This is a genomic window from Arthrobacter sp. 05T442 (assembly GCF_056395945.1).
The window spans coordinates 197,065-222,461 of record NZ_JBFTKM010000001.1; the positions used below are offsets into that span (position 1 = coordinate 197,065).

Below are 25,397 nucleotides of genomic sequence, written 5' to 3' on the forward strand. Positions count from 1 at the left end.
GAACAGGTGCCCCCATGACTGTTGTCCGCCAGACCGCCGCCGAGTCGGCCGCAGCCACCGGTCGCCGTCGCGCGTCCTTCCACTCGCTGACCGTGGACGAAGTCCGCCGGCTCACCGACGACGCCATCGAGGTCACGTTCGGGGTACCGGCCGCACTCGCAGGACAGTTCGACTACCTCCCGGGCCAGTACGTTGCCCTGCGGACCACGCTGCCGGATGAAGACGGCGAGCCGCACGAGATCCGCCGCAGCTACTCCATCTGCGCCGAACCCCGGAGCTTTGCGGACGGCAGCAGCGAAATCAGAGTCGCCATCAAGAAGGACCTCGGCGGGCTGTTCTCCACCTGGGCCAACGCCGAGCTCAAGGCCGGGGACGCCCTGGACGTCATGAGCCCCATGGGCGCGTTCGTCTCCAAGCACGGCCGCGACGGCAAGGCGATCGAACAAAATGTGATGACCTCGATGAATGATCCGAAGGACCTCGCGGGGGAGCCGGGATCATTTGTCGCCATCGCCGCCGGTTCCGGCATCACCCCCGTCATCGCCATCGCCAGGACACTGCTGGCGGCGCACCCGGACACGCGCTTTGACCTGATCTACGCCAACAAGGCGGCGATGGACGTCATGTTCCTCGAAGAACTGGCCGACCTCAAGGACAAGTATCCGGCCCGCTTGGCGCTGCACCACGTACTGTCCCGCGAACAGCGCATCGCGCCCCTGCTGAGCGGCCGGATCGACGCCGAGAAGCTCCAAGCGCTCCTTGGCGCGGCCATCCACGCGGACGACATCGACGAGTGGTTCCTGTGCGGGCCCTTCGAGCTCGTGCAGCTGTGCCGCGACACCCTTGCCGCCCGCGGCGTGAAGCCCGAGCACATCCGCTTTGAGTTGTTCACCTCCGGCAAGCCCGACCGGCCCGAGGGCAATATCGGCCGCCCTGTCATTGCCGACGAGTCCAAGGACACGTACAAGATCACGTTCAAGCTGGACGGGCTGCAGGGCGAGGTTGCCAGCCCCACCCATGCCCGCGAATCCATCCTCAACGCGGCCCTGCGGGTCCGCCCGGACGTTCCCTTCGCGTGCGCCGGCGGCGTCTGCGGCACGTGCCGCGCCAAGGTGGTCACCGGTGCGGTCACGATGGACGAGAACTATGCGCTGGAGCAGGATGAACTGGACAAGGGCTATGTCCTGACCTGCCAGTCGCACCCCACCACCCCGGAAGTCACCGTCGACTTCGACGTCTAGGCCTTTTCCCATCCAAGGAGCTCCATGATTTCCCTCTCCATCGCCGGCGGCATCGCCGAGGTCGTCCTCAATGCGCCCCACAAACTGAATTCGCTCGACGAGCAGGCGCTGGCGGATTTGGCACAGGCGTACGACGACGCCGCTGCCGCCGCCGCCCGCGGGGAGGTGCGGGCGCTGCTGCTCCGCGGTGAGGGGCGCGCCTTCTGCGCGGGCCGCGACATCGCGGGAGTCACACCGGAGGACGACGACGCGCAGGCCTACCTCGGCGGGCTCGTCCAGCCCCTGCTGAAGAAGCTGAGCGCCTTCCCCGCCCCGACCTTTGCGGCGGCCCAGGGCGCCTGCCTCGGCGTGGGCCTCGGGCTGCTGCTCGCCACGGACGTGGTGTACGTCGCGGAGAACGCGAAGTTCGGTTCGCCCTTCGCCAAGTTGGGCGCCACCCTCGATTCCGGCGGGCACTGGTACTTCACCGAGCGCCTCGGCATGCACCGGACCCTGGACCTGATCTACACGGCCGAGCTCATGAGCGGCGCGGAGGCCGTGGCACAGGGAATGTTCAGCAGGGCCATGCCGTCGGCTGAACTGCTGGACGCCACCCGGGCCATCATCGCGACCGTGGCCGCGGGCGCCACCGGCGCGTTCAACGCCAGCAAGGAACTCGTGGCCCATATCCGGGACCAGCGGCTGGGCCTCTGGGAAGCCATGGAGGAAGAGAACGCCGAGCAGGCGCGGCTGTGCAAGAGCGAGGACTACGCCGAGGGTTTCCGCGCTTTCCAGGAAAAGCGCAGCCCGGTCTTCAAGGGCTAGGCGCCGGGGGAGGACAGCGGGTCCGGATACTTGTCTTTCGGTGCAGGCATTCTCATTTTGAATGCCCACTTGTAAGGTTCGGTTATGACTCTGGGGAACTCTATACGAAAAGCCGTCATTCCTGCCGCCGGATTGGGCACTCGCTTCCTGCCCGCCACGAAGGCGATGCCCAAGGAAATGCTGCCGGTCGTCGATCAGCCTGCCATCCAGTACGTGGTGCAGGAAGCGGTCAATGCCGGCCTCACTGATCTCCTCATGATCACAGGACGCAACAAGCGCTCCCTGGAGGACCATTTCGACCGTGAACCGACCCTGGAGCGCACGCTGGAGTTGAAGGGCGATACGGCCCGCCTGAACGCCGTGCAGGAGGCCTCCGGACTCGGGCCCCTCCACTACGTGCGGCAGGGCGAGGCGAAAGGCCTGGGACATGCGGTCTTGTGCGCGCGCCAGCATGTGGGCGACGAGCCCTTCGCCGTGCTGCTGGGCGACGACCTGATCGACGAGCGGGACGAGTTGCTCACCCTCATGATGGATGTCCAGGCGCGGACCGGCGGCTCGGTGGTCGCCTTGATCGAGGTGGATCCCTGCCAGATCAGTGCTTATGGCTGTGCAGACATCACGGCCGTGGCGGGCGAGAACTACGTCCGGGTCAACCGTCTGGTGGAGAAGCCGTCCGTAGCGGAGGCCCCGTCGAACCTGGCTGTGATCGGCCGGTACGTGCTCCACCCCGCAGTCTTTGACGTCCTGGAGCGGACGGAGCCCGGCCGCGGCGGAGAAATCCAGCTGACGGACGCGCTCCAGACCCTGGCGGTCGCTGGCGGCGATGGGCCCGGGGTCTTCGGGGTTGTCTTCAAGGGCCGCCGCTATGACACCGGGGACAAACTCAGCTACCTGAAGGCCGTTATAACGCTCGCCTCCGAGCGGGCTGAGTTCGGCGAGGAGCTCAGGATCTGGATGAAGGATTTCCTCGACTAGCAGGTCACTTTTCGGGCAGGCTCAGCGCTGAGGGTGCTGGGCCTGTTTTCGTTGGCGGAGACGGAATGCTGCCGCCACCGCCACGGCTCCTATGACAGCTCCCGTTGAGTTAGTGACAACATCAACGAGGGTCGAAAAACGGTTGTGAAGAAACAGCAGCTGCCCTAGCTCCATGCAGCCGGAGACAGCTGTTCCGAGTGCGGCGTTCTGCCACCACTGTTTTTTCGGGAATGCCAATGAGGCTGCGATGCCGAAGGGGATGAAGAGCGCGACATTCGCGGACTTTTCGACGAACGGGTAATCAATCCAGCCGGGGATGCCGAGGGCGTGGAGGAAGGCCAATATTTCTGCAAGTCCGCCTTGGATGGGCTGATCCACCGGAGTGGGCCAAAACCCAATGAGCGCCAGGAAGGCGAAGGACCCGGCCAAGACTCCACGCCAGAACCTGGGTTTGTCTAAAAGCGTCACATGGGCCTCTTGCCGGGGTCTTCGTGCGTTGTCGTCGGGAAATGCAAAAGGTGGGTGGTTCTCCGGTTTCCCGGAGAACCACCCACCTCCTTTGTGCTTAGTGTTTCAGTGCTTACGCAGCGGCTTCAGCCTTGGCGCGGCGGCGAACCACAACTACCGACGTAACGCCTGCAGCCAGTGCGCCTGCGCCCACGAGGGACCAGAGAACCAGGCTGGCGTCCGCACCGGTGTTGGCGAGGGCAGTGCCGCCGCCGGTGTTGGCCAAACCGGTGCCCGTGCCGACTGCGGCACCGGCCACAGTCACGCTTGCGTTCGCGGTGTGACCCGAGGTCTGGCCGGTTGCGGCCAGCGCGTACGTTCCGGCGTCGCTGATGTTCATCGGAAACGCGAAGTTTCCGTTGGCGTCGGCCTTGGTGCTGAACGTCTGCGGTGCCATCGGCAGGTTGATCTTGACGGGGGCGGCCATGCTGGCGCCGCCACCGGAGAAGCCGCCGCCGATTGCCTGCGGAGCGCGGGTCAGCGTGACCGTGATGGTGATGGTTTCACCGGCCAGGAAGCCCGTGCCGGAGAACGTGAAGGTCGCGCCGGGTGCAACGGTTCCATCGGAAACCGTGCCCTGCGACGGAGCGGCCGGGTAAGGAGTTTGTGCCATTGCCGGCACTGCGCCGGCGAGTGCGATGGATCCTGCGAGTGCTATTACTGCAAGTGACTTCTTCAAGTGTCCCCCTGAGACCGTAAATTCGAATTTTCACGTGATGTGGAGATTTCCGAGTCCCCCCGAGTGGCCTCAAGGCTGAAATCTCATTTGTTAAGCCCAAGCAGACGATAGCACCCTTAACGGGTGTTACCAAAGTGAGTGGAGTCGTCTTTACCTACTGTTAACATTGCGGCTATTTCCCCGAGCCGCATTCGGCCGGTTTTGAGTCCAAAACAACGTCCTTAACGTCCTGGACGGAGGGCGTGACAACCACGTTAGGTTCCGTGTGCTGGACAATCTTCCCGAATGTCAGCTCCACCGTGCTGCTCTGGCCCGGTGCCAGGGTGAGGGTCACAGATCCCACCGGTCTGTTGGCGTGCTGGTTAGCCGCAAAGCTCACTTTCTTGCCATCGATCATGGCCGTCATCACGTTAGCTTGGACGGGGCCGTAGGCAATGACGTTCGTCTGGACTGTTCCCGCCGGAACGCCGAAGTCGCCGCCGCCGGTGACATACGCAGGAAGTGACGCTGCTGCGTCCGCAGGGGCCGTGTTGGTGCTGGTGATGCGGACCTTGACCTGCCCGTAGGCATCGCCTGTGCACTCCTGGACGAGCTGCACAGTGCGCTTGACGTAGTAGTCCATCTTTGCGCCGGTGCCATCGTTGAAGTAGACGCCGAACTGTGCAGGAGTGACGCTGGGGCCTGCGATGGATCCGCTCACAGGATATTTCGCAATAACTGACTGTTCGTCACCAATGCCGGACCAGACGAGGACGCGGCCCTCCGCCGTTCCGCGCGAGAGGCCTTCGATCAGGCCCTTGGCTTCTCCCTTTCCGCTTGAAAGGGCTGCGAAGATTTCCTTTGCCACCCCGGCGAAGTACAGGTCCTGAAGTTGGGGCTGTGCGATTTTGGCGTAAACGTCGGAAAGCAGCGTCGGCACAACATTCTTGCCGTTCAGCTCAGCCGGCAGGCCGGTCTTGGTCAACGCAAGCAATTCTGGACTGGTGATCTTTACCGGCCCGGTCGCGTCGAGGACATAACCCAGCGCCACGGGATCCAAGGAAATCACCCCGTCCACGTGCTGGCCGGTCTTTTTCTCCCACATGGCCTGCGCCGTGCTGGCCGCGGTGGGGAAGTCCGGCGTCAGGTTGACGTCCTGCATGTACATGCCCAAGCGTGTGGAGTAGATCTGCTGCTGCTCCGGATCCACCGGCAACGTCGGGGACATGATCCCCACCTCGGCTGCGCTGCTCTGCGTGCCCAGCGTCAGCTTGCCCTTGTCCAGCGTGAGAACCGCCAGCGCTCCGGGAATGCCTCCGGATGCCCGGGTCTCAGCGTTGTTCTGGATCATGAGCAGATAGTTCCGTTGCCCGTCCGCTCCCAACATGCCGGGCGCGATATTTGCGATGCTCGCCGAGGCATCCAAGGCTCCGGTCACGGCCTGCAGCTGCTCCCGCGCGCGCGTCAGCGGTTCAGCTACTTGCGGCCAGAGACTGCCGGCATCGATGTTGCCCAGCCGTTCGGCAGAGGCCCGGACGGCGTGGGCTGCGGCCGAAACACTGGGGGAGGCGCCGCGGATGGGACCGAGGTCCGTTCCCCCGCTGCTTGGCAGCAGGCTGTCCCAATTGAGGGATTCAAACACCTTCACCAGCGGTGCGACACCCAATGTGGAGACATCGTCGGCTGAACGGGCAACTTCAGCGACGGCGCTGAAGTTCGCGCCGAGTCCGGGGACGGCCGACGCCAAGGTCCAGAGCGGATCCCCTGCAGCCGCGCGGGCCGCCGTTGTGTGGGAGCGCAGCTGTTCAACGGTGGCGCTGGCCTCCCGCTGCTTGTTGCCGGCAATGTCCTCCTTGAGCACGGGGATGAGCTGGTTCGAGGCTTCAAGTTCAGTCTTGATAATGCTAGCCCTGGAGCCGAGCCACGCCGCGGCTGCAACGGCCAGGATGACCACGACGGCGAGCGAGGCCAGGCCGATAATCAATCGACGACGGCGGATTCGGCGAGGGGTTGTGCCCTTGCGGTCCCGTGGTGCGGGGCCCGAGGCGCCGGCTTCCGGGAAGTTCTTGGTGTCGGTCATGGCCTACGGACGCCCAAGTCCGCGGTAGGTCCATCCGGCCGCGCGCCATTTTGCGGCGTCAAGCACGTTGCGGCCGTCAAGGATCCGGGGAGAACCCACCATCCCGGCAAGTTCGTAGGGGTCCAGGGCGCGGTATTGCGACCATTCGGTGAGGAGCAGCAAAGCATCTGCTTGCTGTATCGCCTCGTCGGTATCGAATTCATAATGCAACTCCGGGAATCTTTTGGCGGCGTTTGGTAGCGCCTTCGGGTCGGTAACCGTGACTACGGCTCCTTGGAGTTGGAGTTGGGCGGCAATGCTCAGCGCGGGTGAATCCCGTACATCGTCGCTCTCTGGTTTGAATGCCGCTCCCAACACGGCGATTCGTTGCCCCATCAAGGTTCCGCCGCAGAGCTCTCTTGCGAGTTCCACGACCCGTGTCCTTCGCCGCATGTTGATCGCATCAACTTCCCGGAGAAACGTCAGAGCTTGGTCCGCGCCCAGCTCGCCTGCACGGGCCATGAACGCCCGGATGTCCTTGGGCAGGCATCCTCCGCCGAACCCAATTCCTGCGTTGAGGAATTTCCGGCCGATGCGGTCATCCAGGCCGATTGCGTCGGCCAGCTGGGTGACGTCCGCGCCAGCAGCTTCGCAGACCTCAGCCATGGCGTTGATGAAGGAGATCTTGGTGGCGAGAAATGAATTGGCGGCTGTCTTGACTAGTTCCGCGGTTGCCAAGTCCGTCACCAGCCGCGGCGTGCCGGCGGACAGGGGCACGGCATAGACCTCGTCAAGAATTGCCACGGCCGGATGCTCTTCGAAGCCGCTCTCTACGCCGTAGACGAAGCGGTCGGGCTGCAGGGTGTCAGAAACTGCGTGGCCTTCACGAAGGAACTCCGGGTTCCACGCTAGATGCGCCGTTGGATCAACGTCCCGGACCAGTTCTGCGAGCCGTGCGGCCGTACCCACTGGAACCGTGGACTTTCCGACGACGACATTGCCGGGCTGGAGGTGGGGGAGAAGCGCGACGGTCGCGGCGTCAACGTAGCTCATGTCAGCACCGTTTTCGCCTTTCAGCTGCGGGGTGCCCACACAAATAAAGTGGACGGCGCTTCCCGTAGCGGCCGCCATGTCCGTAGTAAACGTCAGCCGCCCAGTTCTTTGGACGTCGCGAAGTAAGTCAGCCAGTCCAGGCTCGTAGAACGGTGCTTCCGCCTGGGACAGCTCGGAAATTTTCCGCTCATCGACGTCGATGCCCACTACCTCGTGGCCGAGTTTGGCCATGCAGGCAGCATGGACAGCACCCAGATACCCGCAACCAATGACTGAAATGCGCATGCTACTTCGTTCCTTCCCCTGAGGGGTTTTTAATGCCGGTGCTGTTTAGTACGCGCCCGTGCGGCCGAAGACAGCCCGAAGGGTCCGCAGAAGGATGATCAAATCGCCGGCTAGCGACCAATTCTCGACGTAGTAGAGGTCCAATCTGACCGCATCCTGCCACGACAGATTCGAGCGGCCGCTTACTTGCCACAACCCTGTGAGGCCTGGCTTCACGAGCAGACGGCGGCGCACGTCTTGTTCGTACGCCTCGACTTCCGATGGCAGCGGTGGCCGAGGACCCACGAGGCTCATGGATCCGGCAACAATGTTGAACAGCTGAGGAAGCTCATCCAAACTGAACTTCCGCAGCACAGCGCCGACGCGGGTGACTCTTGGATCGTTCTTCATCTTGAAGAGCACGCCCGTTCCTTCGTTGTAGGCAGCGAGACCTTCAAGTTGTTGTTCCGCATCAACGCCCATTGAGCGGAATTTGAGCATTCCGAAACGTGCGCCTTCGATTCCCACGCGCTCCTGTTTGAAGAGGACGGGGCCGGGACTGTCCAGCTTGACGGCAAGGGCCACGCACGCCATGACCGGGGACGCCACGATGATCATGGCCGTGGCGGCCAAGATGTCGAACAGACGCTTGGCCACCCCCTGGCCGCCCTCCAACGCGGGCGTTGTGACGTGAATCAGTGGCAGCCCGGCAACCTGCTGGGTATGGATGCGTGGGCCCGCGATATCGGTCAGGGCCGGAGCCATGATGAGGCCGATGTTTCGGGCGGCCAGTTCCCAGCCCAAGTGCCGCAGCGTCTGGGGATGCAGCTGGACTCCTGCGGACACGGCCACCGCGTCGGCGCTGCAGGCGTTGATGGCCGCCAATATCGATGCAGTGTCCGGGCGGTGGCCAAGAATCGGGAGGCCGGACTCCGGTTCGGCATCGAGTCCATCGTGGGCGCCTGGAGTGTAGGCAGCCACGGGCAAATAGCCGGCGCCTTTGGCGCGCTCCAGGGATGAGGCAAGGTGCGCCACGGAGCTTGGGCCTCCGACGAGCAACAACCGTGACATGCTCCGGCCCCCCTGGCGCTCGACGTTCAGGTGCTGTCTAAGGAGCCAGCGTGACAAGAGGAGGCCGCCCAGTCCGACGGGCAGCGCGATCCCAACGTATCCGCGGGCCGTGTCCATCCGGAGGACATAGGAGAATGTGGCAACCAATCCAAAGAGCCACAGCGACGCAGCGGCGACCCTCTTATACTCGTCGGGTCCAGCGCCGAGAATGCGGCTTTGCCTGCTGTTCCATCCGCCGAGCATCAGCCACCAGGCGATGGCCAGAGCGACGGAGACCCAAGTGTAGTTGAAGTCCTGGCCGGAAACAGCAGCGCCGGGTTCTACGCCAAACCGCACGACGTATGCCCCGATAATGGCCCAGGTGACCACGAAGGCATCCACGGCGCCCAGGAGGCGGGAGGTGCGCCTCCGCCAATGCGCGTCTCCGCTCAACTGAATTCCCCCAACTTGTTCAATGTACTTCGCGGACCCGCCATGCGCGGCGTCGGCTAGCTCCGTATGGTCGCCATGTTCGCCCGGTACCACTGCACCGTCTCCCGGGTGCCCTCATCGAGCCCGATCGACGCGGTCCAGCCGGCTTCGGCGAGTTTGGAAACATCAAGGAGCTTGCGCGGTGTGCCGTCCGGCTTGGAGGAATCCCACTCGATGGCTCCCTGATATCCGACAGCTTCAGCCACAATCGACGCGAGTTCCTTGATGGTGACGTCGGTTCCGGTGCCGACGTTCACTTGTGACGGTCCGTCATAGTGTTCGAGCAGGTGAAGGCAGGCCGTGGCCATGTCATCGACGTGGAGGAACTCTCGGCGCGGGGAGCCGCTGCCCCAGTTCGTCACACTCGTAGCCCCGGATCTGGCGGCTTCGTCGTAGCGGCGAATGAGGGCGGGCAGCACGTGCGAACCTTCCGGCGAGAAATTGTCCCCCGGCCCGTAGAGATTGGTAGGCATCGCGGAGATCCATGGAAGGCCGTACTGGCGGCGGGTCGCCTGGACATGCATGATGCCAGCGATCTTGGCGATGGCGTACGCGTCGTTCGTCGGTTCCAGGTGTCCGGTGAGGAGCGCGTCTTCCCGGATTGGCTGCTCGGCGAATTTCGGGTAGATGCACGATGAACCGAGGAACAAGAGCCTTTCGACGCCGTGCTCGCGCGCGGCATCGAGGACGTTGACCTGGATTCGCAGGTTGTCGCTGAGAAAGTCCACCGGATGCGTATTGTTGGCGAGGATCCCGCCGACTTTGGCTGCTGCAAGGACCACATAGCGCGGGTTGGTCTCTGCAAAAAAGGCAAAAACGTCATCGCGATTCTTCAGGTCCAGTTCCGAAGAGGACCGTCCTACGAGGTTCGTGAAGCCCTCTGCCTCTAGGTTCCGCCAGATCGCGGAGCCGACGAGTCCGCGGTGGCCGGCGACATAGAACTTTGACGAACGTTCCAGTTTGGCCGGAACGAAATTGATTTCCGCGGTCACTAGTTCTTCCAACTGTCGAGACTCACGCTGTCAATCCAGTGATTGCCGGCGTGTTTGAGGGCTTCAATGTCTGCGTCCACCATGATGCGTGCCAGCTCCGGTGTGTGAACGGAGGCCTTCCAGCCCAGTTTTTCCTGGGCCTTTGAGGCGTCTCCTACCAGGGCGTCGACTTCGGTGGGGCGCAGGTAGCGCTCGTCGAAGCGCACGTGGTTCTCCCAATTGAGGCCTGCATGCTCGAACGAGATCTGCAGGAAATCCCGGACGGTGTAGTTGCCGCCGGTTGCGAGGACAAAGTCATCGGGCTCATCGGCCTGGAGCATGCGCCACATGCCTTCCACGTATTCTGCTGCGTATCCCCAGTCACGCACGGCGTCGAGGTTTCCCATGTAGAGCAGATCCTGTTTTCCGGCCTTGATGGCCGCCACTGCGCGCGTGATCTTGCGGGTCACGAACGTCTCCCCGCGTCGGGGCGATTCATGGTTGAAGAGGATGCCGTTGACCGCGAACATGCCGTAGGCCTCACGGTAGTTCTTGGTGATCCAGTAGCTGTAGACCTTGGCTGCCCCGTAGGGGGACCGCGGGTAGAACGGGGTTTCTTCGTTCTGCGGGGGAGGGGTGGCACCGAACATTTCAGACGACGACGCCTGGTAGAACTTGGTCTCGATCCCTGACATGCGCACTGCCTCAAGGAGGCGGATCGTCCCGACCCCGGTGGTGTCCGCGGTGTGCTCCGGTTCGTCGAATGACACCCGGACATGGGACTGGGCCGCCAGGTTGTAGACCTCGTCCGGCTTGATCTGGGCCAGCAGGGTGACCAGCCGTGCACCGTCGCTCAGATCACCGTAGTGAAGGAATAGCCTGGCTTCGGGATCGTGCGAATCGACGTACAGGTGGTCTACACGTGCCGTATTGAATGTAGAGGCCCGGCGGATGAGGCCGTGCACCTCGTAGCCCTTTGACAGCAGGAGTTCGGCCAAGTAGGAGCCGTCCTGTCCTGTGATGCCGGTGATCAGCGCGCGCGTAGCCATGGAACCCCCATAAAAAAGTAAACTTGGTGTGGCAAAAAGAGTCGCCCGGCCTATCGGCCGTGCGACGATGCCAGACGTGTAATGAAGTCATCATAGTCGCCCACGGCGGCTGTTTCGGACAATATTTCATTTCTGAATCGGAGACCGTTGGTGCCGAGGGACGCGGCACCTTCCCGATCGCGGCCAAGCTCTTCCGCAGCTTCAAGGAGCGCTTCCGGAGCGGCGGCATCGATCCTGATGCCGCCGCGGGACGCGCTAATTTCCATGGCGGTGACGCTTCCGCCATCCGTGGCCGCAATCACAGGAACTCCGGCGTTGAAATACGAGGTTAGTTTGCTCGGGACCGCCATGTCCTTGACGCCGGGCAGTTCATTAACCAGAAGGACGTCAGCGGTGGCCAAGGCTAGCTGAAACTCCTCGGCCGGTAGCGGCGCGACGAATTGGATGTGGGTGATCCCTTCGGCGCTCTCTTGAAGCCTCTTGCGTTGGTTTCCGTCACCCATGAGGACGAATTTCACTTTGCTGTTTCGCTCCTGCGCCAAGCGGGCGGCTTCGACGACGTTTTCCAGCCCCTGCTTCTTGCCCATATTTCCGGCGTGGAGGACCACCACATCGTCCGCAGCCCATCCGAGCCGGGCACGGATCTGTTCGTTCCCGGACGCCCGAGACGGGGGGAGATGCGTCCAGTTGCGAATGACCTTTGTAGCTTCGGGCGGTACTCCCAGGGAGTTGACGATGTACTCGCGGAAACGGTCATGGATCACCACGACACCATCCGTGGAGCGCAAGATCAAGGATTCAACCTTGCCTATGAGTCCTCCAAGCTTCTTGCCTCCTGTCCCCGTCTCGACCACGCCGAGACTGTAGAGGTCCTGGACCCACAGTCCAACCGCTGGCCGGCGTGGGCTGAGGCGTACACGGAGAAGGGCGAGGGCGGATGCGAACAGTGCCGGGCTGACCATCAAAACCACGTCAGGCCTACCCCAGTGCGCAAAGACCAGGCGCAAACCGAAGCTGAGTTCCATGTGCATCCGGTGAACTGCGGTTGGGGCGGTAGGTATGAAGTGCCTGCGCCGCTTGACGCTCACTCCGCCCATCAACTCATCGTGAGACCAGCCGCTGTACCCTTCCTTCAGCTGCCATTCGGGGTAATGGGGGTAGCCCGTGATCACCCGGACGGTGTGGCCCGCAGCGACGAGCCCTTCGGCCAGGCTGGCCGTGTACGGCGCGTTGCCAGTGGGTTCAGGGGCGTAGTTCAGGCCGAGCACTGTGATGCGCAGTTTTGGTTGGTTCACAGGTGCAACAATAGTGCGAAACGTCTATATCAGACCAAGTCATAGACACACAGGGGAGCAAACGAGCGCCGATGGAATCAACATGAACATGTCACCGAGGGTTATTGATCTGTCCCGCGCGCCAGGGGAGCGGGCAGCCTGGGATCGGCCGAAGGCAGTGGTCTATCTCTGGGCAGCGGTTGAACTGATTTTCGTTACCAATCCGTGGCAGGTGAATTCCGGTCTTAGAGCCGCGGTTCTTCGCCTATTCGGCGCGCACATTGGAAAAGGCGTCATCATGAGACCAAGGACGAGAGTCAAGTTTCCATGGAAGTTAAAGATCGGAGACCGTTCTTGGATCGGAGAAGGCGTGTGGATTCATAACCAGGATGAAGTAGTTATTGGTCATGACACTGTCATTTCGCAGGAAACCATGATCACGACTGGGAGCCACGCACATAGGCGCGATATGGCGTTAATCACAAAGCCAGTGAGAATCGGGGATGGTGTCTGGATAACTGCCAGATGTCTTGTGACTGGGGGTGTTTCTATTGGCGACTCAGCACTAATCAAGCCCATGACCCTCGTGTCGGGCGATGTTGGACCCAATTTGATCGTGGGGTCTGGCCCTTCCAAGATTGAGGGCCCCCGATTCACTAGCAGCTAGTAAATTGGAAACAAGCAGCGAAAAAAGTAAAAGCCAGCATAATTTACTAAGGACTGTCAGTATGAAATCCACTAAATTGCCAGTTTCTGTCCTCGTTCAGACTAAAAACGAGGAGGCTGGGATTGGTCATTGTCTTGAAAATCTGGCCGCTTTTGATGAAGTCATTGTCGTGGACTCGAATAGTACGGACCGAACCAAGGATATTTGTTCAGCTCTTGGCGTTCCTGTAGTTAATTTCACTTGGAACAAAAGATATCCAAAGAAGAAGCAGTGGCAATTGGATAATGTTCCCACGCGGAATCAATGGGTCCTGTTCCTAGATGCCGACGAGTCGCCCACTGTCGAACTTTTGGAATCAATCAGGTCTTTGGTTTGTTCGCAGCAAGCCGTCGCGATTGCTGCATGTGACGTGGAGTTAGATTATGTTTTCGCAGGGCGTGTATTGAAATACGGACACCGTGTTGTGAAACGGGTCCTCTTGAATCGTGAGTTCGTCCGCTATGCAGAAATTGATGACTTGAATGCCCCCGGAATGGGAGAACTCGAGGGGCACTATCAACCAGAGGCTTCTGGCCGTGTGCTGAAAATTGCTGGGAGACTCGTCCACGAAGATAAGGACCCTGTTCGGACATGGTTCGACAGGCACAACCGATACTCAGATTGGGAAGCTTACCTGCGGACTAATCCGCACACAATGGAAGCGACAAGGAGTAGGCGGAGTCTCCAAGGCCGAATCTTCGATGCTGTTCCCCTCAAGCCGCTGGCGTTCTTTCTTTACTCTTACGTCTTGCGAGGGGGACTCTGCGATGGCCGCGCGGGTCTCGACTACGCCATTGCTTTGTCGACATACTACTGGCAGATTGGGCTCAAAGTTCGCGAGCTCAGAGCATCGATCCGAAAGGGGCAAGTTAGTGAGCGACTCTAATGGTCCGAAATTTGTTCTTTTCCTGGCTGTATTACCCGCCTACAGGCTAGAGTGCGTTCGGCTGGTCAGAGAGCAGCTGGGTGAATCGGTCAAATTACTTGTGAGTGCTGCGCATTTGGACTCGTCTGTGAAGACAGGGATACCAGCGAGCTATTTTCAGCGAGTAAGCATGCTCAGGTTAGTCCGGAACCGTGCATTCATTCAAGTGACATCCAGTCCCGTGGTCCTGACGGCGGACGCAGTTATTGTGGACCTTAACCCGCGAAGTCTTACTGCTTGGTGGATCTTGCTCGTGCGACGAACGTTGGGGAGGAGGACGCTGGTGTGGGGGCATATCCATCCGCAGGCAGGTGCCGGTGCGCGGAGTGCAAGGCTCCGAATAGCCATGAGGAAGCTTGCGCAAGGAACCATTTCGTACACTTATAACGACATGCAGAAAGCGCGAACAGATCTGCCGGGACGTCCGGTTTGGGTGGCACCGAATGCCCTCTACCGAAGCGCCGACATGGTCCCAGGGCTGGATAGTCTGAAGACAGAAAGGACCGATTTACTCTACGTCGGTCGATTTGTGAACGCCAAGAAGGTTGAGTTGTTGGTGGAAGGGTTCGCAATTGCGGCGGAGTCGAATGAGAATATTCGGCTTCGGCTAGTTGGGAGCGGGCACGCGGAGGAGTCTATCCAGGCCCTCGTGAGCCGTCTAGGAATCTGCGGCAAAGTCACCTTCGACGGTTGGGTCGAGGGTGCCGACAGACTCCGTTCAGTGTATGCGAACGCGTTCTGCAGCGTGTCCCCAGGATTCGCGGGCTTGGGGTTGACGCAGAGTCTCGGGTTTGGAGTGCCAATGATTGTGGCCGATGAAGAACCACACTCGCCAGAGATTGAGCTTGCAGACTCGGGCGGGGTGACGTGGTTCTCCTCCAACTCGCCACACGGACTTGCAAGCGCAATAGCCGAATCTTGGGCCCGACGCCACCAAGTTCCAGATATTCATTTATCGGAATTTATTAGAAACAGATATTCGGCTGAGTCGATGGCCAATGGAATAATCGATGCGCTTCTGAATCGGAAGCACGACGGGAATGATACTGAGGTCTGATGAGAGTTAGCAACGCCGCCAAAAGTACTGGGCTCCCTCGTTCATTGGTCAAAATTGCTCGAATAGTCTCAAGGAGACTTGCGGTCCACGAAAACGTCACAATTGGGCAAGAGCTCAGGGCGGGGCGAGGATCGGTGATTAGCTCCCCCCACGGTCTCGTAATTGGCAACTGCGTCTCAGTGGGTCCCCGATCCATTATCCAAGTGGATGGAGAAATCTGTGATTACGCGCTCATTGGCATGGGCGTCCAAATAGTCGGACGAGATGATCATGCAATCGATGAAATAGGCGTTCCTATGTGTGAAGCGACGCGTACCTCGGAGCGGGTGGGGACGCAACGAGACGTCGTGACGATTGGTCGGGACGTCTGGATAGGGGGCGGGAGTGTAGTCCTAAGCGGTTTGTCGATTGGAGAAGGAGCCATCGTTGCCGCGGGTGCCGTGGTCACCAAGGACGTACCCGCTTTCTCCATAGTTGGGGGAAATCCTGCACAGATTCTCGGGCAGAGATTCGCCAACGATGAAGAGCGCACGTCACATTCACGCGCCCTGGACTACCGCCAGAGGCGGAGTGGGTTCTAGTGAACCGTTGGTTCTCACATGGTTGGATGTAGGGCATCATCGTCCGATGGCTGCATCAGGACTGCGGGACCGCCGCCGGTTCTATTGACTCCTTGGCCTATCGAACTGGTGTTCATGGAAAGTTGTGGTCATGCTAGCGGCTTATGGGGCCTCCGCAGATGACACGGCTTGGAGTTTGCCGGTCGGGTCGTCGGCGGCGAAGACCTCAGCCAGGCGGTGGGCCGCCTTCTCGGAGAGCGCGCCGCCAGCCCGCAGGAGCAACATCCGGTGCGCCCAGGCCTTGTCGACGCCGCGGCCGCGGCGGCCCTTGACCTGCTGGGAGAGGTTCTGCCGGGCCTCTGTCACAGCCTGATTGGCCAGGGAGACCAGATGAAAATGATCGACCGCGACAGCGGTGCGCGGCAGCCACATCCTCAGGGCTTTCCGGAATGCGGCCGAGGGGTCGATTGCGACGACCTGCACGCCCAGCCGCCAGTCCAGCGGCCGGGCGAAGAGCCAGTCGCCGACGCCCCTGTGGTCCCGGCCATCGACCACGCCCAGGACCTGTCCGGTGTCCAGGTCAACGATGGTCGTCATCCACGGCTCGTGCCGGATCCACGAGCTGGAGCCGGGGTCGCGGAAGAACCGCACGGACCGGAACCGGTGCTCGTCGATGCCCAGCATCCGCGGACTGAGCTCATCCACGTTCGGCAGGGTGAGGAGACAGGCTTCGGTCAGCGCGGCCCGGACCGTCCACCACGAGACCCCGAACGCGGCCGCCGTCTCCGAGACGGCACGGCCGGACCGGATGACCGCGTCAACGACCTGGTCCCGGAGCCAGCCGGTGGACCGCGCACGGCGGGGGACCTGGGTGGTGGATTCGAAGAACGAGAGCCGCGGGCAGGCAGGTTCCTCGCAGTACCAGCGGTACTTGGACCAGAGGACCTCCACGGCCCCGGCCACGGGAATGTCGCGGATCCGCTGGAAGCGGCGTTCCTTCCGCCGCGTCGCAACGACACCGCAGCTCGGGCACCCCGGTGGCTGGTCCGTTTCCACAACGACCCGGCGCCTGCCGTCGTCCAGAACGGTCGCGGAGATGACGCGGTAGTCAGGCAGATTGAAGATGCTGGTGGCAGCGTCGCACGCCACAACGATAGGCTCAGTCAAGGCTCGTGGTCCTGTCCCTGGTTGAATGCTTAGACACACTCATCCCAGCAGGGCCACGGGCCCCTTTTATAGCTACGACACGGAATCAATTCCCCACGAACCACGAAGAGCCTGTTTCCCGGTCGCGGGGTGCGGGAGAGCGTGTTCGCGCAGCCGGACTGGGTCCAGGTGCACCGTGAGCTGGCCAGGGTCGGGGTGACGTTGAAGCTGCTGCACCAGGAGTATCTCGACGGGTGCAGTCGGACCGGGCAGGCGGCGATGAGTTATGACCGGTTCTGCAGGCTTTACGGCGATTACGCCAACGTCACTGGCGCGTCGTCCCGGGTCGGCCATAAGGCCGGCCGCAGCGTCGAGGTCGACTGGTCCGGGCCGACGATGCAGCTCGTTGACCCGGCAACGGGAGAGGTCTCGAAGGTGTATTTGTTCGTCGCGTGCCTGCCGTTCAGCAGGTATGCGTTCGTGGAGGCGACGTTGGATATGCGGCAGGAGTCGTGGCTGCGCGCGCATGCGGGTATGTTCGCATTCTTCGGCGGCACGGTCCCCCGGCTCGTCCCCGACAACCTCAAGACCGGGGTGATCTCTCACCCGCGCGAGGGCGAAGTCGTCCTCAATGACGCCTATCGCGAGATGGCGGCGCATTATTCGGCGGCGGTACTCCCGGGCCGGGTGCGGCACCCGAGAGACAAAGCCAGTGTCGAAAACACTGTCTCCCACGTCGCCACCTGGGTGATTGCGGGTCTGAGACAGGAGCAGTTCACGTCCCTGGTGCAGCTGCGGGCCCGGATTCGGGAGCAGATCGACGCCTACAACCGACAGCCGTTCCAGAAGCGGGAGGGCTCCCGGCTGAGCGTGTTCACGGCCGAGGAGAAGCCGCTGCTGCAACCGTTGCCGGCGGCGACGTTCGAGATCAGCACCTGGACCTATGGGCGCAAAGTAGGCCGGAACGGACACGTGGTCTGGGCAAAAAACTTCTACTCCGTCCCGTTCACCCACATCGGCGCGCAAGTTGATCTTCGCGTCACGGACACCATGGTCGAGATCTATCGGGGTGATGAGCGCCTGACCAGCCACCTGCTGCTGCCCGTGACGACGACGAATCAGTATCGGACGAACGAAGCCGACCTTCCCGAGGGGCACAGCTGGCAAGCCTGGGACCGGGCCCGGATCGACGCCTGGGCGTTACGGATGGGACCGGCGACCGGGACCGTGATCGAGAAGATCTTCGAGTCTGTCCGCATCGAGGAGGCCGGCTACGACCCGGCCCTGGCGGTCCTGCGCCTGTCTCGCAGGTTCTCACCAGCCCGGGTGGAAGCCGCATGCCAGCTCGCGCTGCGCGGGCCGATACGATCGCCCCGTTACGCCCACCTGAGGCCGATCCTGGACACCGGGCAGGATAAGACCGGGCACGTCGAGGACCCTGATGACGAAGATGGCGGATACGTGCGCGGCAGCTCCTACTACGCAGGAGGGACCCGATGAGCCGTCTGGACACGGAAACCAAACGCAAGCTGCGGGAGATGAACGCGGGCGAGCTGCTGGAGGCCATCGATACCCAAGACGAGACGCTGAGCATCAGCCTGCCGTTCGAAGACCGTATCCGGCTGGTCGTCGACGACGCCTACGCGTCGTTCACCCATGCCAAAGTCACCGGCCTGATCCGGCGGGCGGGGCTGCGCTACCCGAACGCTGACCTGCGCCGCATCGACCTCCTTGACGAGCGAGGTCTTGACCGGCCGCTGTTGAGCCAGCTCGGCACTTGCTCGTTCGTGGCCCGGCAGCAGAAGGTTGTCTTCCAAGGGTTCACCGGGTCGGGGAAGTCCTACCTGGGATGCGCGATTGCTAAACGCGCATGCGAACACCGCATCCGCGCGCATTACGTCCGCATGCCCGACCTCGAGGAAGCCTGGGTCGCCGCCCAGGACACCCTTGGCGGATCCGGCAAGTTCCTGCGCAAATATGCGGCGTTTACCCTGCTGGTCATTGATGAGGGGCTGCTGGATCGACCCACGGAATCGATGCGCACCATGCTGCTGGAACTGATGGAACGCCGCTACGGGGAGACGTCAACAGTGTTCTGCACCCAGTACTCCCAGAAGGACTGGCACCAGCGGCTCGGCTCCGGCGTTCACGCCGACGCGATCATGGACCGGATCATCCACAACACGATCTGGGTCGAGACAGGCAGCTACAACATGCGCGAGCACACGGCACTCGTAACCGCCTAGCAACCGTCACGGAGGGCGTCAGCGGCGCCAGGCCACGCAACCGCTGGCGCTCTCTCGCACGAAGCCCGGCGCTGAACCACACGAACATGTGGCGCTCAAAGCTTCAAATACTCAAGCAGGGCCACGGGCCCCTTTTTTGGCTCTTCACGGTTCATGGGGAATGGGTTCCCGGATGAGTGTCATGCCGCCGTCCGGACGGCACTTCTCATGAGAATAACCGATTTGTAATTGCCAGGGTTCCGGTAGCCGCGCGCGGTGCGTTTGATGTGTTTGATGCCGGTGTTGTTGGCCTCGACTTTTCCCGTGGTGGCGCCGGTGACGATGAGGACTCCAATCTCCTTCCACCATCGGCACACGGTCCGGTAGAGCTTGTTCGTCTCCGGCCGTGCGGCGGCCTCAACAAGGACTTTGAGGTCCTCCTTCGCGGTGGCGGCGTCGGAGAGGGAGCTCGTGCGCAGCAGTATCCGCAACTGCTCCTTGACCTTCCACACCGATTCAAGCTTGCCGGTCGGGTCGTCGGTGGCGAAGACTTCCGCCAGGCGGTGTGCCGCGTTCCCGGTGAGAGTGTCGCCGGCTCGCAGGAGCAGCATTCGATGGGCCCAAGCCTTGTCCACGCCGCGGCCGCGGCGGCCCTTGACCTGCTGGGACAGGTTTTGCCTGGCCTCGGTCATGGCCTGGTTGCCAAGGGAGACGAGGTGGAAATGATCAACCGCGACGGCGGTGCGTGGAAGCCACATCCTCAACGCCTTCCGGAACGCCGCCGACGGGTCGATCGCCACGACCTGCACGCCCAGACGCCAGGCCAGGGGGCGAGCGAAGAGCCAGTCTCCGACGCCCTTGTGGTCCCGGCCATCGACGACGCCCAGGACCTGTCCGGTGTCCAGGTCAACGATGGTTGTCATCCACGGCTCGTGCCGGATCCACGAGCTGGAGCCGGAGTCGCGGAAGAACCGCACGGACCGGAACCGGTGTTCATCGATGCCCAGCATCCGCGGACTGAGCTGATCCACATCGGGCAGGGTGAGCAGGCAGGCCTCGTTCAACGAGGCTCGGACCGTCCACCACGAGACTCCGAACGCGGCCGCCGTCTCCGAGACGGCACGGCCGGACCGGATGACCGCGTCAACGACCTGGTCCCGGAGCCGGCCGGTGGACCGCGCACGGCGGGGGACCTGGGTGGTGGATTCGAAGAACGAGAGCCGCGGGCAGGCAGGTTCCTCGCAGTACCAGCGGCACTTGGACCAGAGGACCTCCACGGCCCCGGCCACGGGAATGTCGCGGATCCGCTGGAGACGCCGCTCTTTCCGCCGCGATGCCACGACACCGCAGGTGGGGCAGCCCGGGGGCTGGTCGGTTTCGACAATGATCCGGCGCCGGCCATCAGCCAGCAGACTGGCGGAGATGACGCGGTAGTCGGGCAGGTTGAAGATGCTGGTGGCAGCGTCAGGCGCCACCCCGGTAGGCTCGTTCAAGGCTCGTGGTCCTGTCCCTGGTTGAATGCTTAGACACACTCATCCCAGCAGGGCCACGGGCCCCTTTTTTAGCTACGACACGGAATCATTTCCCCACCAACCACGAAGAGCCCCTTTTTTAGCTACGACACGGAATCATTTCCCCACCAACCACGAAGAGCCCTCATACCGGATCCACGACGTTTAGCCAGGGTCACGGAAGTACCGCACGGACCGGAACCGGTGTTCATCGATGCCCAGCATCCGCGGACTGAGCTCATCCACGTCCGGCAGAGTGAGGACGCAGGCTTCTGTCAGCGCGGCACGGACCAACCACCAGGACACCGCGAACGCGGCAGCGGTCTCGGACACGGCCCGTCCGGACCGGACGACAGCATCAACGACGTGGTCGCGAAGCCGGGTTGTGGACCGGGCACGGCGCGGGACCTGGGAGGTGGATTCAAAGAACGAGAGCCGGTGACACTCGGGTTCCTCGCAGTGCCAGCGGTACTTAGACCAGAGCACCTCCACGGCGCCGGCCACGGGAATGTCGCGGATCCGCTGGAAGCGCCGTTCCTTCCGCCGCGTCGCCACCACACCGCAGATGGGGCAGCCCGGAGGCTGATCGGTTTCAACGATGATCTGGCGCCGGCCATCAGTAAGCACGGTGGCCGAAATGACGCTGTAGTCGGGCAGGTTGAAGATGCTGGTGGCAGCGTCGGCGGCCGCCCCGGTAGGCTCAGTCAAGGCTCGTGGTCCTGTTCCTGGTTGAATGCCAGACACACTCATCCCAGCAGGGCCACGGGCCCCTTTTTTAGCTACGACACGGAATCAATTCCCCACCAACCTTGAAGAGCCGGTGATCGCGTCGTTCCCGACCTGCCCCATCCCGGAAGTCGCCCGCCTCGGCCGGACACTCAAACAATGGAAAGCCGCGATCCTGGCCTACTTCGACACCAGCGGCGCCTCCAACGGACCCACCGAAGCGATCAACGGCGTCATCGAAACCACCCGCAGAATCGCCCGCGGCTTCCGCAACTTCACCAACTACCGGCTCAGATGTCTACTCGCAGCCGGCGGCCACCGACCCTACCGGGCGAAACAACCAACCATGCCTAAATGCGAAGGGCCCTAAATCCTAAGGCCGAGAGGGGTAGTCCGGTGGGAATGACAATGCTGAGAATTTTAGGATTCAGCTTGGGAACAGTTATCGCCTCAAAATTTGAGTCACGCGCATGACGCCCGGGACGAGTTGAAATATTATTACGCCGCTTGCCGTTGCTAATAACGGACCGGACGCGCCGAGGAATGGAGTGGCCCACCAGCCCACTCCAATAGTCCAAAAACTCAACAATACGATACAGACAGCTTGGAACCAAAGCCCCGATGTGTCAGTCAAGAACATTCCGGGAACCTGTTGCAGACCCTGGACGAATAACAGTGCCGAGGCTGCAATTAACACATTGGATTCGAGTTCTATCTTCCCGTGAGAGACAATACTTCCAATCCACGAGCCAAAGCCGCTAAGAAATAACGCGAACGCGGCGCCCAGCAAACCAAGAACAATCGCACTATGTACGACGGTTCTAGACTGGGATTTGCCGTCGCTGCGTCCCCGGGAGAATACGGGCCACAGGCTCGTTGCAGCGACCGATATAAAAGACCAGAGCGGTAAATAAAACTGCATGGTAAGGCTATATTCAGAAAGTTCCAAGGGGCTAGATCTTAGGGAAAGCAATATTCGATGGGTCTGAAAGGCAAGAGGTATGCCAATCATAATTAAGATCATAGGGGTGGCCTGACGAAAAAGGCCACTTACTACTACCGACTTATAGTCATCCACGATGCGCGGATTGGGGCTCAGCATTCTCCGCGCCGAGATATAGGCTGTTGCCGCACCCACGAAACTCGCTGCGGCAGGGCAGACGGCGAGAAAAATAGGGTTCACTGGTGTGAGGGACATCAGCCAAGTGAACGACAGCGCGCTCAAACTTGTGACGATGGCGATTGCCACTCCGATGTGATTCTTGCCGAGTCCGACTAGAACTCTTTGGCCGAGCCCGAGGGGAATCGATAGGCCGAAAATTGCGATCACGAGAGATGTCACTAAATTAATATCTTTTACCGACGTGTCTGCGAGACCTAATAAGTCTCCCCATGAGAAAAATATTGTACCAGTGGGCGATAGTAGAAGCACCACAACCATTGGAATCAGTAGTTTCTTCGTCGCGGTGCGCAGCACCGCCTTTCGTCGACGCGCGTCGGTGGTACCGGAAATTTCGTTAATTACCGCTGCCCCTAACCCCAAATCTGCAAATGGGACGAGCTGGGCAATTGTGGAAATCAACGCGATAATGCCGAATAGTAATCCACCGGCTGATTGAACAACAATAGAAGTCGTCAATAGGGCTGTCGCGGCCGTAATTGGGAACACTATTATCCTTGTTAGCAAGCTCTTCCCCATGGGGCCCGCTATCGACATTGATGTCTCACTCTCAAAATCTCACTCGGCATTACTTACTGAAATCCTAGGTCGCGAATTATCGATTCCGGCTTCGCTATTTCTTATCCACTCAACTCGCAAGTGCCATCCTGTTGGGCTCTGGGTACCGAAAAGGATGCGGTGGCTGTCGACCAGGGCGCGCGCAAACTGACTTCACGCGACTATTGCAATAGAGGAAGCCCAATCCCCGAACTTTTTCGAATATAGCCGTTGCGGAACGTTCATGTACCGCGAGAAAACCAGTAAAAGCCTACTACCCGCGCATCGAGGTGATTCTATCGACACCTCGATCTGAGCCGCCACTCCGATACAGGAACCCTCCTACACATGTCAATCCGTTCTATATTGGCTTCGGGCGTGGGGCTAAGGGCGCCTAGGTATTCGCGTATCCGGGCAGTCAGGTCGCTTGGTTGCTGACGATATCCTCGTCTGGTGCTCCATGGGCAACCGTGTACGGTCGTCCATTCAACGTAGCAGGCGATCCATATGGCCATCGACGGATCAGCGCGTAGATCATCCGGTCAGATATTAGTGTCAGTCGCCTTATCATTGGGTAAAACTTTCCAGCATGGCGGCCGCGAATCCGTTCCCCTTCGTCGGCGCCGTTCTCCCCTTTCGTGACGGTGATGTTCGAGTCGTGCATGCGGAAAGCAGCTACCTCCCGCCGCACGTAGGAAAAGGAACCGCAGTCCAGAAGACGTGAGAACAAGTCTTGATCCATTGCTGACCTGAAGGATTCGTCAATGCCGCCTGCGGAAATCACGAACGATCTCCGCAGCAGGCTCCCTTGTTGTGGGACCAAATTCTTGCCGTATTGCAAGTACCACGCGGCGAATCGCCCAGGCCTTTGTAGCCACAGGGAACCTCCGTCGGCGTCTATGTAGCGAACTGCGCCGTACACCATAGCTATGTTGGGACTAGCAGCCAAGGCCGCGCTTGTTGCTGCTAGCGAGCCCGGGGCCAGGAGATCGTCGTCTCCGAGCCAGGTGACAAATTCGGCTCCGCCGGCGTCTTTCCATCCTTCATTAATTGCGACAGAGAGCCCCTTTTGGTCGCACTCGACTAACTCAACCCCGAGGGCCGAGCAGAGAGATCCGAGCGATGCATGAGACGGCGCTACGACGCGCACTCTAACGTTGACGCCCTCTTGGCTGAGTATGGACCGAATGCTAGCGCGCAGCCAGCCTTTCCGGGTACCAAGTGTGGGAACTACTACGAGAATTAACGGGGGCAACCAATACTCCAAGTTTGATAGGGTCATTTGCGATAGTATAAAAAGTCTGCAATCTAAGTCATATATTTCCTCGCTCTATCGCTCCGCTTCTCTACGTTAGAAAGAGGCAGTGACTCTAGGTTCGACACCAGACTGCGCTTGGGGAAGCGAATAATTCTCTCTTGCCCATCGGAAAGCATTCAGACAGAGGTCTCCGGCGGTTAGTCGGGCGCGGCTCTCGATTTTCGCTCCTCCAAGCGTCAACTGAGCGGGGGCAGCTTGCCCAAAAGATCGAAATGTTCCATAACCGCTCTGAATTGCAGATCATTCTGACCGGCCTGAACGTTTTCGTGGTGCAATGCCGTCTTTTGGGATGAGCGGACAACCGGAAAGTTTCCGGACGCCCAGCCGATTTTAGCTACGGGTGTCCCTTTAAGAAGCGTCATCGCCTTAAACCAAATGTCATCCGTCGTCGGGCAAAGCTTCATCGCCAACTTTTCGTCGACCGCTATGGCCGGCAGTGCTCCAGGCGGGTACAGTACACCGCCCATGCCCGTCAGGAAGACAAGTGTGGACGGCGTATCAGGACGAGCCCGGGACCATCGGATGTAAGGCGCGACTTCCGTGCCTTCCCTGCGTATCGATGCGCCCCGGTGTCCCAGAACGTAGTCGGGCCTTTCGTGGTGTGCGTTTACAAGTTTTTTGAACCAAGTGCGGGGATAAATGACGTCGTCGTCGGCCGTCACAATGACCTTGTCGGCATAATTATCGAGCAGAGGTATCAATTTCTTAAAGCTTCGTATGTTGCCGTCATGGAAAATGATCTTCAGTCCGCGACGAACAAAGGCTGAGACGCTTGGCGGGACTCGGTCGTCAGGGAATTCTTCCTTTGACAGGACCAGCACAATTTGCTCTGGTCGAACTTTTTGCCGATATATTGACTCTAAAGTTATCCAAAGGGTCTCGATCCGTCCCGGGTACGACGTCAAACTCACAATGACTCCGGGTTCCATTCGGCCTGGGCGAAATAAACCAGCCGGTAAACGGACTGTGAGATTCGCCACTAGCAGGCGTCCCGCACGGCCAACTCTTGCCAGAGATCGTTTGACAGATGTTGATAGGCCTCTCAACCGCACTTCTGATTTGATCATCTTAAAAACCTATCTGCGGGGTTCGCAAGCCAAAACGCTGTA

General features: G+C 60.8%; 21 protein-coding genes and 2 pseudogenes. 9 read left to right on the forward strand and 14 right to left on the reverse strand.

Annotated features, from left to right (window positions below):
- Positions 1 to 14 precede the first annotated feature (14 nt).
- The 3 genes from paaE to galU all read left to right on the forward strand — a co-directional run bounded on the left by paaE (position 15) and on the right by galU (position 3,020).
- On the forward strand, positions 15 to 1,241 hold the full coding sequence (gene paaE, locus AC1DES_RS00935; RefSeq protein ID WP_476893819.1) for a 1,2-phenylacetyl-CoA epoxidase subunit PaaE: 1,227 nt from the start codon (positions 15 to 17) through the stop codon (positions 1,239 to 1,241).
- Positions 1,242 to 1,265: 24 nt separating this feature from the next.
- Positions 1,266 to 2,045: an enoyl-CoA hydratase/isomerase family protein gene (locus AC1DES_RS00940; protein WP_476893820.1), complete on the forward strand. Its 780-nt coding sequence runs from the start codon at positions 1,266 to 1,268 to the stop codon at positions 2,043 to 2,045.
- A gap of 84 nt (positions 2,046 to 2,129) precedes the next feature.
- Complete coding sequence (gene galU, locus AC1DES_RS00945; RefSeq protein WP_476893821.1) at positions 2,130 to 3,020, forward strand: UTP--glucose-1-phosphate uridylyltransferase GalU; 891 nt, start codon at positions 2,130 to 2,132, stop codon at positions 3,018 to 3,020.
- 21 nt (positions 3,021 to 3,041) lie between these two features.
- On the opposite strand, the gene AC1DES_RS00950 is transcribed toward galU, so the two are convergent.
- The 8 genes from AC1DES_RS00950 to AC1DES_RS00985 all read right to left on the reverse strand — a co-directional run bounded on the left by AC1DES_RS00950 (position 3,042) and on the right by AC1DES_RS00985 (position 12,418).
- Complete coding sequence (locus AC1DES_RS00950; protein ID WP_476893822.1) at positions 3,042 to 3,398, reverse strand: VanZ family protein; 357 nt, start codon at positions 3,396 to 3,398, stop codon at positions 3,042 to 3,044.
- A 202-nt stretch (positions 3,399 to 3,600) separates the two neighbouring features.
- Positions 3,601 to 4,206 carry an LPXTG cell wall anchor domain-containing protein gene (locus AC1DES_RS00955; protein WP_476893823.1) on the reverse strand — a complete coding sequence of 202 codons (606 nt, stop codon included), beginning with the start codon at positions 4,204 to 4,206 and terminating at the stop codon, positions 3,601 to 3,603.
- A gap of 172 nt (positions 4,207 to 4,378) precedes the next feature.
- Positions 4,379 to 6,265 carry a DUF4012 domain-containing protein gene (locus AC1DES_RS00960; protein WP_476893824.1) on the reverse strand — a complete coding sequence of 629 codons (1,887 nt, stop codon included), beginning with the start codon at positions 6,263 to 6,265 and terminating at the stop codon, positions 4,379 to 4,381.
- A gap of 3 nt (positions 6,266 to 6,268) precedes the next feature.
- On the reverse strand, positions 6,269 to 7,582 hold the full coding sequence (locus AC1DES_RS00965; RefSeq protein WP_476893825.1) for a UDP-glucose dehydrogenase family protein: 1,314 nt from the start codon (positions 7,580 to 7,582) through the stop codon (positions 6,269 to 6,271).
- Positions 7,583 to 7,627: 45 nt separating this feature from the next.
- Positions 7,628 to 9,064, reverse strand: a complete 1,437-nt coding sequence (locus AC1DES_RS00970; RefSeq protein WP_476893826.1) for a sugar transferase — start codon at positions 9,062 to 9,064, stop codon at positions 7,628 to 7,630.
- A 56-nt stretch (positions 9,065 to 9,120) separates the two neighbouring features.
- Positions 9,121 to 10,095, reverse strand: coding sequence for a GDP-L-fucose synthase family protein (locus AC1DES_RS00975; protein WP_476893827.1), 975 nt, complete (start codon positions 10,093 to 10,095; stop codon positions 9,121 to 9,123).
- Entirely contained in the window at positions 10,095 to 11,123 is a 1,029-nt protein-coding gene (gene gmd, locus AC1DES_RS00980; RefSeq protein WP_476893828.1) for a GDP-mannose 4,6-dehydratase, read from the reverse strand. Before gmd ends, AC1DES_RS00975 begins: the two co-directional genes overlap by 1 nt.
- A 50-nt stretch (positions 11,124 to 11,173) precedes the next feature.
- Positions 11,174 to 12,418, reverse strand: a complete 1,245-nt coding sequence (locus AC1DES_RS00985) for a glycosyltransferase (RefSeq protein WP_476893829.1) — start codon at positions 12,416 to 12,418, stop codon at positions 11,174 to 11,176.
- A gap of 707 nt (positions 12,419 to 13,125) precedes the next feature.
- Here AC1DES_RS00985 and AC1DES_RS00990 point away from each other — a divergent pair.
- From AC1DES_RS00990 to AC1DES_RS01000, 3 genes are all read left to right on the forward strand, one after another.
- The gene (locus tag AC1DES_RS00990) at positions 13,126 to 13,989 is read left to right on the forward strand and encodes a glycosyltransferase family 2 protein (protein ID WP_476893830.1); all 864 of its coding nucleotides are present in this window, start codon (positions 13,126 to 13,128) and stop codon (positions 13,987 to 13,989) included.
- Positions 13,990 to 14,494: 505 nt separating this feature from the next.
- Positions 14,495 to 15,085: a glycosyltransferase gene (locus AC1DES_RS00995; RefSeq protein WP_476894208.1), complete on the forward strand. Its 591-nt coding sequence runs from the start codon at positions 14,495 to 14,497 to the stop codon at positions 15,083 to 15,085.
- Positions 15,086 to 15,381: 296 nt separating this feature from the next.
- The gene (locus AC1DES_RS01000; protein WP_476894209.1) at positions 15,382 to 15,666 is read left to right on the forward strand and encodes a DapH/DapD/GlmU-related protein; all 285 of its coding nucleotides are present in this window, start codon (positions 15,382 to 15,384) and stop codon (positions 15,664 to 15,666) included.
- A gap of 141 nt (positions 15,667 to 15,807) precedes the next feature.
- On the opposite strand, the gene AC1DES_RS01005 is transcribed toward AC1DES_RS01000, so the two are convergent.
- A complete protein-coding gene (locus AC1DES_RS01005; protein ID WP_476893831.1) occupies positions 15,808 to 16,812 on the reverse strand; it encodes a transposase in 1,005 nt (334 codons plus the stop codon).
- A gap of 111 nt (positions 16,813 to 16,923) precedes the next feature.
- On the opposite strand from AC1DES_RS01005, the pseudogene istA reads away from it, so the two are divergent.
- Positions 16,924 to 18,291, forward strand: a pseudogene (gene istA / locus AC1DES_RS01010) (IS21 family transposase); the annotation flags it as partial.
- On the forward strand, positions 18,288 to 19,037 hold the full coding sequence (locus AC1DES_RS01015; RefSeq protein ID WP_476893832.1) for an ATP-binding protein: 750 nt from the start codon (positions 18,288 to 18,290) through the stop codon (positions 19,035 to 19,037). The pseudogene istA and the gene AC1DES_RS01015, both read left to right, overlap by 4 nt.
- A 179-nt stretch (positions 19,038 to 19,216) precedes the next feature.
- Here AC1DES_RS01015 and AC1DES_RS01020 read toward each other — a convergent pair whose 3' ends face one another.
- Complete coding sequence (locus AC1DES_RS01020; protein ID WP_476893833.1) at positions 19,217 to 20,509, reverse strand: ISL3 family transposase; 1,293 nt, start codon at positions 20,507 to 20,509, stop codon at positions 19,217 to 19,219.
- A 183-nt stretch (positions 20,510 to 20,692) separates the two neighbouring features.
- Positions 20,693 to 21,235: a helix-turn-helix domain-containing protein gene (locus tag AC1DES_RS01025; RefSeq protein ID WP_476893834.1), complete on the reverse strand. Its 543-nt coding sequence runs from the start codon at positions 21,233 to 21,235 to the stop codon at positions 20,693 to 20,695.
- A 121-nt stretch (positions 21,236 to 21,356) separates the two neighbouring features.
- Here AC1DES_RS01025 and AC1DES_RS01030 point away from each other — a divergent pair.
- Positions 21,357 to 21,623 (forward strand): annotated as a pseudogene (locus AC1DES_RS01030) (ISL3 family transposase); the annotation flags it as partial.
- A gap of 72 nt (positions 21,624 to 21,695) precedes the next feature.
- Here the strand turns inward: AC1DES_RS01030 and AC1DES_RS01035 are convergent.
- From AC1DES_RS01035 to AC1DES_RS01045, 3 genes are all read right to left on the reverse strand, one after another.
- A complete protein-coding gene (locus tag AC1DES_RS01035; RefSeq protein ID WP_476893835.1) occupies positions 21,696 to 22,922 on the reverse strand; it encodes an MATE family efflux transporter in 1,227 nt (408 codons plus the stop codon).
- Between the two features lie 466 nt (positions 22,923 to 23,388).
- Positions 23,389 to 24,252 (reverse strand): glycosyltransferase, encoded by an 864-nt coding sequence (locus AC1DES_RS01040; RefSeq protein WP_476893836.1) that lies wholly within the window; start codon positions 24,250 to 24,252, stop codon positions 23,389 to 23,391.
- Between the two features lie 212 nt (positions 24,253 to 24,464).
- Positions 24,465 to 25,355 (reverse strand): glycosyltransferase family protein, encoded by an 891-nt coding sequence (locus tag AC1DES_RS01045; protein WP_476893837.1) that lies wholly within the window; start codon positions 25,353 to 25,355, stop codon positions 24,465 to 24,467.
- Positions 25,356 to 25,397: the final 42 nt, after the last annotated feature.